General features: G+C 63.1%; 13 protein-coding genes and 4 tRNA genes. 10 read left to right on the top strand and 7 right to left on the bottom strand.

The genetic code is table 11. The features are described from left to right. Nucleotides 1-86: 86 nt before the first annotated feature. Together A5760_RS26635 and A5760_RS09005 are read right to left on the bottom strand one after the other, a co-directional pair. Nucleotides 87-323, bottom strand: a complete 237-nt coding sequence (locus A5760_RS26635) for a hypothetical protein (RefSeq protein WP_155764265.1) — start codon at nt 321-323, stop codon at nt 87-89. A gap of 156 nt (nt 324-479) precedes the next feature. Continuing rightward, nucleotides 480-551 (bottom strand) — tRNA-Val (locus A5760_RS09005). 180 nt (nt 552-731) lie between these two features. Between A5760_RS09005 and A5760_RS09000 the strand changes: the two genes are divergently transcribed. The 6 genes from A5760_RS09000 to A5760_RS08980 all read left to right on the top strand — a co-directional run bounded on the left by A5760_RS09000 (nt 732) and on the right by A5760_RS08980 (nt 3,883). Next, nucleotides 732-804 (top strand) — tRNA-Gly (locus tag A5760_RS09000). 28 nt (nt 805-832) lie between these two features. Beyond that, nucleotides 833-906: transfer RNA gene (locus tag A5760_RS08995), tRNA-Cys, on the top strand. A 15-nt stretch (nt 907-921) separates the two neighbouring features. Next, nucleotides 922-996: transfer RNA gene (locus tag A5760_RS08990), tRNA-Val, on the top strand. A 1,249-nt stretch (nt 997-2,245) separates the two neighbouring features. Continuing rightward, nucleotides 2,246-2,767, top strand: a complete 522-nt coding sequence (locus tag A5760_RS26065; RefSeq protein WP_155764264.1) for a pentapeptide repeat-containing protein — start codon at nt 2,246-2,248, stop codon at nt 2,765-2,767. A gap of 257 nt (nt 2,768-3,024) precedes the next feature. Next, complete coding sequence (locus A5760_RS08985; protein WP_064879775.1) at nt 3,025-3,309, top strand: hypothetical protein; 285 nt, start codon at nt 3,025-3,027, stop codon at nt 3,307-3,309. 148 nt (nt 3,310-3,457) lie between these two features. Next, the gene (locus A5760_RS08980) at nt 3,458-3,883 is read left to right on the top strand and encodes a hypothetical protein (protein WP_155764263.1); all 426 of its coding nucleotides are present in this window, start codon (nt 3,458-3,460) and stop codon (nt 3,881-3,883) included. A gap of 57 nt (nt 3,884-3,940) precedes the next feature. Here A5760_RS08980 and A5760_RS08975 read toward each other — a convergent pair whose 3' ends face one another. After that, nucleotides 3,941-4,240 (bottom strand): hypothetical protein, encoded by a 300-nt coding sequence (locus A5760_RS08975; RefSeq protein WP_064879771.1) that lies wholly within the window; start codon nt 4,238-4,240, stop codon nt 3,941-3,943. 78 nt (nt 4,241-4,318) lie between these two features. Further along, nucleotides 4,319-4,780, bottom strand: a complete 462-nt coding sequence (locus tag A5760_RS08970) for a universal stress protein (protein WP_064879769.1) — start codon at nt 4,778-4,780, stop codon at nt 4,319-4,321. Nucleotides 4,781-4,939: 159 nt separating this feature from the next. On the opposite strand from A5760_RS08970, the gene A5760_RS26060 reads away from it, so the two are divergent. The 3 genes from A5760_RS26060 (at nt 4,940) to A5760_RS08960 (ending at nt 6,519) form a co-directional block, all read left to right on the top strand. Beyond that, on the top strand, nt 4,940-5,239 hold the full coding sequence (locus A5760_RS26060) for a hypothetical protein (protein WP_082279397.1): 300 nt from the start codon (nt 4,940-4,942) through the stop codon (nt 5,237-5,239). Between the two features lie 249 nt (nt 5,240-5,488). Continuing rightward, entirely contained in the window at nt 5,489-5,776 is a 288-nt protein-coding gene (locus A5760_RS27660) for a hypothetical protein (RefSeq protein ID WP_082279396.1), read from the top strand. Between the two features lie 221 nt (nt 5,777-5,997). Further along, nucleotides 5,998-6,519 (top strand): hypothetical protein, encoded by a 522-nt coding sequence (locus tag A5760_RS08960; protein WP_064879767.1) that lies wholly within the window; start codon nt 5,998-6,000, stop codon nt 6,517-6,519. A gap of 48 nt (nt 6,520-6,567) precedes the next feature. Here the strand turns inward: A5760_RS08960 and A5760_RS08955 are convergent, their stop codons facing one another. Then, nucleotides 6,568-6,936 carry a VOC family protein gene (locus A5760_RS08955; RefSeq protein ID WP_064879765.1) on the bottom strand — a complete coding sequence of 123 codons (369 nt, stop codon included), beginning with the start codon at nt 6,934-6,936 and terminating at the stop codon, nt 6,568-6,570. 61 nt (nt 6,937-6,997) lie between these two features. On the opposite strand from A5760_RS08955, the gene A5760_RS08950 reads away from it, so the two are divergent. Beyond that, entirely contained in the window at nt 6,998-7,456 is a 459-nt protein-coding gene (locus tag A5760_RS08950; RefSeq protein ID WP_064879763.1) for a MarR family winged helix-turn-helix transcriptional regulator, read from the top strand. 4 nt (nt 7,457-7,460) lie between these two features. On the opposite strand, the gene A5760_RS08945 is transcribed toward A5760_RS08950, so the two are convergent. Both A5760_RS08945 and A5760_RS08940 read right to left on the bottom strand, forming a co-directional pair. After that, nucleotides 7,461-7,961, bottom strand: coding sequence for a hypothetical protein (locus A5760_RS08945; protein ID WP_064879762.1), 501 nt, complete (start codon nt 7,959-7,961; stop codon nt 7,461-7,463). A 71-nt stretch (nt 7,962-8,032) separates the two neighbouring features. Beyond that, nucleotides 8,033-8,224: a hypothetical protein gene (locus A5760_RS08940; protein WP_064879760.1), complete on the bottom strand. Its 192-nt coding sequence runs from the start codon at nt 8,222-8,224 to the stop codon at nt 8,033-8,035. Between the last annotated feature and the right edge of the window lie 18 nt (nt 8,225-8,242).

Below are 8,242 nucleotides of genomic sequence, written 5' to 3'. Positions count from 1 at the left end.
GGGATCGGCAGCTCCGTAGTTAGGGTTACCTTACTCATGCAGTTCATCGTGGCTTAGCGGGCGGGATCAGGCAAGGGCGACGTGGTTCAGTGGGGCGGTTCTGGTGTCGCCAGGCTCGGCGCCTGGGCCGGCGAGGACGGCGCCGGTGGCGGAGCTGCCGACGGTGGGCAGTCCGGCATGAAAATCCACACCGACGACCATTTGGCGGTGATCTTGTTGCAGGCCACCGGGGTGACCGGTGAGGCATTGCTCGCCGAAATCAGCGCCGCGATGAGTCCGGTTACCAGCGCAGGAAGGAGGATGCGGGAGATGACGGTCAACATGGTTCCCCTCCGCGCCCGGCGTGCATTCGAATGCGCCGGGACGTGCAGGTAACGCTACGACAGAAGCCGCCAGGCCGCAGGGCGAGACAGTCGAGGGCGCACGCCACGGAAATGGCATGGTGCGGTCAACCATTCATTGACCTGGATTGATATTTGTGGTCCCGGCTGGGATCGAACCAGCGACCTTCCGCGTGTGAAGCGGACGCTCTCCCACTGAGCCACGGGACCGGCGCCGAGACGGCGAACGACGTCGAAGACTAGCACGCGCCAGCCCCGACAATACCGGCCGCGTCCGGTGGCAGGCCGTCGCGATAGCCTGGACACGGCTCGTACCAAGAAATTTGTATGTGCCCGCTCACGTGGACTATCGTCGTGCTTCGCACCGGGCGACGATCTCGTCCGAGGCGCGCGGATGTAGCGCAGTTGGTAGCGCATCACCTTGCCAAGGTGAGGGTCGCGGGTTCGAATCCCGTCATCCGCTCGAAGGTGCAAGTGGCGTGGACCCCAACGGTGGAGTGGCCGAGTGGTGAGGCAACGGCCTGCAAAGCCGTGCACACGGGTTCGATTCCCGTCTCCACCTCCAGCTTTTGGTTTCCCGGCGCGATTAGCTCAGCGGGAGAGCGCTTCCCTGACACGGAAGAGGTCACTGGTTCAATCCCAGTATCGCGCACCAGAGTTTTTGCAGTTCAGAGCCTGTTCTGCGTCAGGTTTTCAGTGCGCTAACACTTAACTAGCACAACACCCCGCGCCCCGATCACCAGCGGCGGTCCCCCAAATCGCCGCTGAGCGACGAACGGTGTTCTAGCGTGTCGTTACACCGGCGGCCTGTGTCGGGGTGGGCGACCCGGCGCGTCCCGTGGCTTGTGACATTCCGCGCCGTTCGGGCGGTTCCAATTCCCCCGCACCGCTCAGTGGTCATCTGTTAACGTCCCCAACAACTACGTTATGGAGCGGCGTAAATGAAAATCATAGTTTGCGCTTCAGTTGTATCTTTCGGCGTCTGTGCGTCAGTGTTTCTCCCGGCTGGATCGGCTCACGCCGACCTCTGCCCGTATCCGGGCCTTGGGTCCGGTGGCGGCGCTTTGTTCGGGCAAGGTGGCTTCTGCGACTACCCGACCGAGATTAACGGCTCGCATATGCATTGCGAGGCAGGTGGTTTCGGCGTCAACGGGATTATCGGCCAAGCCACTAACAGCGGCGGTAGCTTCGCATTCGGCGGCGCCGGTGTCGGTGCTCTTAGTTGTACTTGGCGCTGTCCAGACGGCGCGATGGCACCGGCACCTAACCCGCCAGGGCTGTGGAGGGAATACATGGTGGTGATGAACTCTACGAATTTCTGCAAAGACCACATGACGCCGGACGGTTTTTGGAGTGAACCGGTTTTACCGACTGAGGGAATCCCGCCAGGTGGGCAGCCAACGGAAGCACCGGAAATACCGGGACGACCGATCCCCGCACCGGCACCGCCACCACCCGCACCGGGACCGCTGCAAATAACACCCGGAATACCGGGAGCATTAACGCCAGGAATACCGAATCCATGATCGCGGCTGGTGGGGTAGCTGCACGCAACCGATGGTGGAATCGGCACCGCCGCAGTGGTTGTGGCTGGCGGCGCTCTATTTCTGTGGTTCTTGAGCCGCCAGCCTGTGGGTTGGACGGCGTGGCTGACCCACGTTGACGGGTAGGGCTGGTTCGATGCCGCCAAAACCACGGCTGCAATTCTGGCCATCGTCGGCATCGGCGGCGCGGCGCTGGTTGCCTATCGCCGCCAGGACACGGCCGAACGAACCCACAACCTTGAGAGTCAGCGTCACCAGGACGACCGCGAACGGGAGTTACGCTCACGGTTCACCACGATTGCTGAAAAACTAAGCGGTGAATCCTCAGTCCGATTGGCGGGCGCGTACACGCTCGCGGCGTTGGCCGACGACTGGCACCGTTTCGGAAACGACGACGAGCGTCAAGTCTGCGTCAGCCTCCTTGCGCACAGCTTCGCAGGAAACCGGTACTCGTTGACACGTTCGACCCTCAGCGTAATCGGGTGGTTTCCGCGCCCGATCCGGACGACAAGGAGTTTCGCGGAACCATTATCACGATCATTCAACAACATCGGCCAAAAAGTCATTGACCCAAATAATGAAAGCGATTGGCGCTCATGCAAACTCGACCTAAGCGGCGCTGATCTTGCTAGCTCAGGGGTATGGACCCAAAACTTAGCTGGTGTTGTCCTTAACGGCGCCGAACTTGGAGGCGTCTTCTTCTTCACTGCCGACCTGGTAGGCGCGCAGATGCTTAGTGCCGAACTCCGGAAAGCCGAGATGACTGGATCCGATCTCACGAGCGCCACCCTCGCATTCGCTGACCTCACCGGAGCGACGATGGACAGGGCGAAGCTCACCGACGCAAACCTGCGCGGGGCAACCTCACAAAAGCTGACCTGAGGGGAGCGAATCTAATTTAGAACTGGTTTTGGCTGTTTCTCAATCCGGTGGCGCTGGCGATCCGCCGCGACTGCCTCGGTCGTCTGACCCCAGTTCGGATGGCAATCCTTAATCATTCCGGGCTGGCGCCCTCCGAACCTTTCTCCGGAGCATCCAGCCGTGGGAGCCGCTTCTGGCGATACTGTGACCGTGGGTCATCACAAGTGAAGTAGTCCACTACTCGTGCCCGCGCCCGAGATCGCGGAAACGATCTAGCCATGAAATCCAACCTTGCACCGCCGACCGGGGCAACCAGGGTCGACGAATGGGACAACGTCGAGGCAGCGTTCAGGGTGTTCGACGGCCCGGAGTGGAGTATCAACCACGCCGGCCACGGACCACAGCCCGACATCGTGGTCTCCGTCATCGGGCGGCAATACGTTGACGGGCACGCTGAGTGCCAGGTCGTCATCGACTGTCCCGATACCCCGATCATTGCGCCGGCCGAAGCCCGGAAGCTGGCCCAGGCGTTGATCGCCGCAGCGGACGCCGCTCACGGATGACTTCGTGCACCATGCCCGGCCACTTAGCTTCGCCGGAACGCGCGCGGCTCTGCGCCGTGCGGCTCAGGGCGACGGCACATTCACACGCAGCAATGGCCAAACCGAACCCGCAGCCGGTCCGGCCACCAACACCCCGTAGGGGGTCTCAGTGATCATGAAAGCAGTGATATCTGCCGTGTTTGCGGCGGGTATCGCCTGCGCCCCGCTGGCGCAGGCCGATCCGAATCAGGCAGACCTGAGCAAACCCTTCTCGGTGGCCGGTGCCCCATTCATCGGCCAGTGGGGTGCCCATGGGGAGAGTGTGACTGTCAATGCTGACGGTTCCGGCGTCGAGACAGCGCGGCGGGGAACTATGAACTTCAAGCTGGGCTCCGTCCAGACTTCGACCAACCCGTGGGATACCGCATACGGCAACGTCACCAGCGGTTTCCTTGAGCGTGGAGCTTTCGTGACGCTACAGCTCGTAGACGGCGGCCAGGGCATGACCTTCAGCGCCGGGGGCGGGGACAACGGGTTCCCGTTCTGCAAGATCGTCAACGGCGGCAAGGCGAACAGCTACGACTGCGGCGCATGAACCGCTCTCACACAGTGCGCTAGCTCGTCATCGACTTGACCGCTGCCCGAATGCTCCCTACGGGCGCTCTTCGATCACACACTGAACGATCCCATTGGCAAAAGTCGGATCGAATCCCATCTGCGCTACCCTCTGAGCCTCAGCAGCGGGGGTAATTCCAGAATCGAGATCCTGCTCAATAACTCCGACAAGCTGCAAGTTTTGGGGGTCATGTTCCCCCACCGGTTCCGTCATCTTTCCCACGCAGCGGCGGTAACCACTGAAGTCGGCGTGAGCGGACGCGACCGTCAGCGTCGCCGGGGCGCTGAACAAGACGGCGATGGCGGTGCCGATCGCGGCGGCGGGGGTGAGACGCACGTCACATGATTACCCAGCTGTAACGATTGGTAACCAGCAAACGATTGCCGGGCTGACCCGACCGATTCTCAACGAGGCTCAGACGTCGGTGGTGTGGACGATCAGCACGTCGGTCTTGGCCCTGCGGGAGACGGCGGAGGGAACTGATCCCAGCAGCCGGCCGGCGACGCTGCTGAGTCCGACGTTGCCGACGACGAGCAGGTCGGCATCGGCCTCCTCCGCGAGCTGCACCAGCACGTTGATGGGGGCGCCCACAACCGATTTCTCCTCGACGTTCGTGGCCCCGGCTAGATGCGCGCGCTCCCTGGCGTCGTGCAGGATCGCGTAGTAGGGGGCCTCGCCCACCGTCCGGTAGTCCTGACCATGGTCGCTGCCCGGCGGGATGGCGTAGCGGCCGCGTTCCTCAGGGACGGGGAGGTGTGCCGTTGCAACGATCAATTTCGCGCCGTGATCCGCAGCGATCGCGGCTGCGCGCTCCACCGCGCGCAGCGAGGAGTCCGAGCCATCGGTACCGACCACGACCGTCTGATAGGCGCTCATTTCTCATGCAGTGTAAGGCCGGCGGGGCTCCCGAGAGGGAAAATCGATGTGGAATCGGTCCCGTACCGGGCGGGCCGTTATGCACCTCTGGGAGCCGTGTTCGCGGTGGCGGCCCAAATCTGTGCTTGTTAAAAAGGGCGAACGCGCAATAATGCCAAGATGCGTCTCATCTACGCCGTCGCGACGGTCGGCATCGCCATTGCAGTGCCGACGGGGGCGCCCACAGCTCACGCTGAGACTGGCGTCAATGGTTACGTCCAGTGCGTCGGGGGCGATGCGACGCCTCCCCCACCGGGAGTCAACGCAGAGAATTGGTTCCCCAGCCTGCATGTGATCGATAACGATATCGGTTCTGGCATACCCTCGGCCGAAGTCGTTCAGAGGCTGATCAATATGGGAGTCAAGCCAGAGGACGCCGCCACCCGGGTGCGGTGTTATCTGGAAAACTTGCCGCACTAGCGCACACACTCGGGCTGAATCGCCCTAGAGCACATGTCTGTTTTCTGAAATACATTGTGCACCAAGGCCTTTAGTTGCAGTCTGCCTCCCGAATAGTGATGTGGCTGACTCAGCTTCCGGTCCGCCGGTCAGGTGGTCGACACGGCCGTTTCGCCGATTCGGCGAGTTGAGCCGGCCATTTTTCAAACAGTCCATCCGTGTCCTGAGCTGGGGTTACGATCTGTGCAAGCGCCACAGATTCGAGGGGCTATGCATCGGACTCGACGTCTCGTCACCACCGTGATCACGGCCGTCGCTTTGATGTTCGCGGCTGGCACTTTCGCCTACGCGCCGCGCGCATCGGCCGATCCGATCTGCGGTGCGCCGGGAACGCCGCCATGCGCGGGTCCCAGTCCGTTGACACCCGAGCAGCAATGCGCGTTCATTGCGTGGCGATCGATGATGCCGTGCAACTGGCTCGGAGTGCAGGTGCCAGCCGGCACGCCGGGCAGTTGGGACAACCCGCCTGCACCGCCGCCCCCACCGCCGCAGCCGTGACGCCACCCTCCTGGCGACATCCACATGACAGTGGGGGCGCGACTTCAATTCATCACCCCCGGAAGACAACTGCGGGCAACACGCCTCTTCGGCAATCGACACATTCTGGGGCGGCGTAGGCCAGAACCGGTTTTGGACTCATGGCGGTCGGGCCAAAAGGCGCGACGTCGCGGTGAAATCCCCGAATGCGCTATCTTCTGGCAGTGACCAGACCCGCTCACATGAGCGCTCTCGCAGCGACGCTCGCGCTGATGGCGTGTCTGACTGCGCCCCACGGCAGCGCCGACCCGACGTCCCAACAGTCGCCTTTCCCGACGGGAAAATCCGGCACCAGCATCCATGTCACGGAGTACAGCACCGCGACCGCCGACGTCACGCTCAACAACGCGACCTGGGTCTCGTCCGGCTGCTCCGGCGGCGGGGGCTGCAACGTCATCGAGCTGACCATCGAAGGCAAGTCCAGCGCGCCGTTCAATTACAGCCAGGCCTCGCTGACCGCCGCCTCTTCCCCGTGGCGGCAAGACCCGAACCGCGATGTCCAGGGCGGCTCGTCTCTGGTCGATTACCAGAAGATCAACAAGGTGCCGCCGCTGCGCTCGGGCAGCGTCACCAACGGCCAGACCGCCCACGGATTCATCGCGTACGAGAGCAATATCAAGCAGGGCGACGTATATATCGAATTCAACGATCCCGACGCTCCCGCGGCACCGACCCCTTTGGCGGGCTGGAAAGTCCACACCTGAGCGCAATCCCCGTTGTGAACGAATTGCCTTGAGGGGCAACCGGGCTCATCAGGCGCGGTCGTGGAGAGTGACCTGGTAGCCGTCCGGGTCGGCGAAGGTGAATGTCCGACCGAAGGGGCCGTCAATCGGCGCAGAGACGATGGTGTGACCGTCGGCGGCGAGAGCATCGTGAATGGCCTGGACGTCTGTGGCGTGGAGCCAGATCGCAGCACCGATGCCGGGGTGGGCAACGGACGCGAGATCGGTGCCGGGAACGACGTCGCGGAGTGCGAACGCGATCGGCTTCGTCTCGAAGACGACGGCGTGCGGAGGTCCGGCCTGCGAGCGGACGAGGCCGAGGTACTGCTCGTAAAACGCCTGCGATGCGTCGAGGTCGCGCGCTTGGAGCGAGATGAAGTCGGGGCCGGTGACGGGCATGAGATGCTCCTTCGGTTCGTGTCAGTTTTCTGACACGGTCAATCTATGTCAGAATACTGACATGAGTCAAGACGGTGTCGGCGTCGACCTGGATACGTCACTGGGCTACCTGCTGAAAGAGGCGTCGAGCGCCCTGCGCGCAGCCATGGAGGAGGTGCTGCGGCCGCTCGGAATGAGCGTGACGCACTACTCCTGTCTCGAGCTGCTGGCTCAACGCCCGGGCTTGTCGAACTCCGAGCTCGCGCGGGGCGCGTTCGTGACACGGCAGTCGATGAATGTGCTGCTCCAGGCACTGGAGCGGGATGGCTACGTGACCAGACCCGCGGAGGCACCCGTCGGCAAGGTTCTTCCCACGCGGCTCACACCTCGCGGCCGACGGAGCCTGGAGAAGGCGACCGTCGCGGTCCGGTCCGTCGAAGTCAGAATGCTGGCCGGCATGACCGAGGCCGAGCAGTCGGACGCGTTCCGGCTCCTGCAGAGCATGATTCGCTGTCTGCGCGACGGCGACGACGGTGCATAGCGTTTCACACGCGCACGGCCGACATATCCATGTCGATGGTTCCTTGGCACGCGCCGCTCAGGATGTCGGTGTGCATGGTGCCGGCGAGCGATCCGTCGGGCTGGGGCGTGTAGCGCGTCTCGGCTCGGGCCGGATTCCATTGGATCGTGGTGTCGGGCATCATGCAGTCCCACTGGAAATCGTTGGTCTGGGACCAGGACTTTCCATCCCAGGTGAACTGCACCGGCTGCGGAACCGTCGGGTTGGTCGGCGGAGGGCCACTGACGATGGTCGCGACGCACTTCCCGTTCGTACAGTCCGAACGGAACCCGTAAGTCTCGGTGTGCTGCGTCTCAGGGTCACCCACCGCCATGCTGGTGCCGGCCTTGGGGCCAACCATGAACGTGATCGCGTACTGGCCGTTCCAGGACGGATTGTCGGCGAGAGCCGTCGGGGTAAGCGGCAGGGCGATCACGAGCGACACGGCGGATACACCGGCGAAGCCTGTCAGACGGTCTGGAGCCATGGTTCCTCCTCCGGGTCCCTACCCATCCAATAGTCATATGCCGAACCGTCGCCGACAAGGTTTTTGCTGCCTCACCAGCCCCACTCGTCGTCGTCGAGGACATCCACGGTCACCGCATTGTCGGCGGGCCCCTTCGTCCCGTACGTAAAGGTGAGCATGGTGCGGTCTTCGTCCAGGGGCTCGGTGGCGACGACGGTGGCGTGCCCGATCTTCATCCGGATCCTGTCTCCGGGCTGCAATTCGTCGACGCGTTTGAGGGTCACGCTCGATCCATCAGCACT

It is taken from the genome of Mycobacterium colombiense, assembly GCF_001665835.1.
Taxonomy (GTDB): domain Bacteria; phylum Actinomycetota; class Actinomycetes; order Mycobacteriales; family Mycobacteriaceae; genus Mycobacterium; species Mycobacterium colombiense_A.
This window is presented reverse-complemented; position numbering and strand designations above follow the sequence as displayed.

Bases quoted from the DNA above. Each gene is read 5' to 3' on its own strand.
- A5760_RS26635 (WP_155764265.1), bottom strand. From the start codon at position 323: ATGTTGACCGTCATCTCCCGCATCCTCCTTCCTGCGCTGGTAACCGGA.
- A5760_RS08985 (WP_064879775.1), top strand. From the start codon at position 3,025: ATGAAATCCAACCTTGCACCGCCGACCGGGGCAACCAGGGTCGACGAA.
- A5760_RS08970 (WP_064879769.1), bottom strand. From the start codon at position 4,780: ATGAGCGCCTATCAGACGGTCGTGGTCGGTACCGATGGCTCGGACTCC.
- A5760_RS26060 (WP_082279397.1), top strand. From the start codon at position 4,940: ATGCGTCTCATCTACGCCGTCGCGACGGTCGGCATCGCCATTGCAGTG.
- A5760_RS27660 (WP_082279396.1), top strand. From the start codon at position 5,489: ATGCATCGGACTCGACGTCTCGTCACCACCGTGATCACGGCCGTCGCT.
- A5760_RS08960 (WP_064879767.1), top strand. From the start codon at position 5,998: ATGAGCGCTCTCGCAGCGACGCTCGCGCTGATGGCGTGTCTGACTGCG.
- A5760_RS08955 (WP_064879765.1), bottom strand. From the start codon at position 6,936: ATGCCCGTCACCGGCCCCGACTTCATCTCGCTCCAAGCGCGCGACCTC.
- A5760_RS08950 (WP_064879763.1), top strand. From the start codon at position 6,998: ATGAGTCAAGACGGTGTCGGCGTCGACCTGGATACGTCACTGGGCTAC.
- A5760_RS08945 (WP_064879762.1), bottom strand. From the start codon at position 7,961: ATGGCTCCAGACCGTCTGACAGGCTTCGCCGGTGTATCCGCCGTGTCG.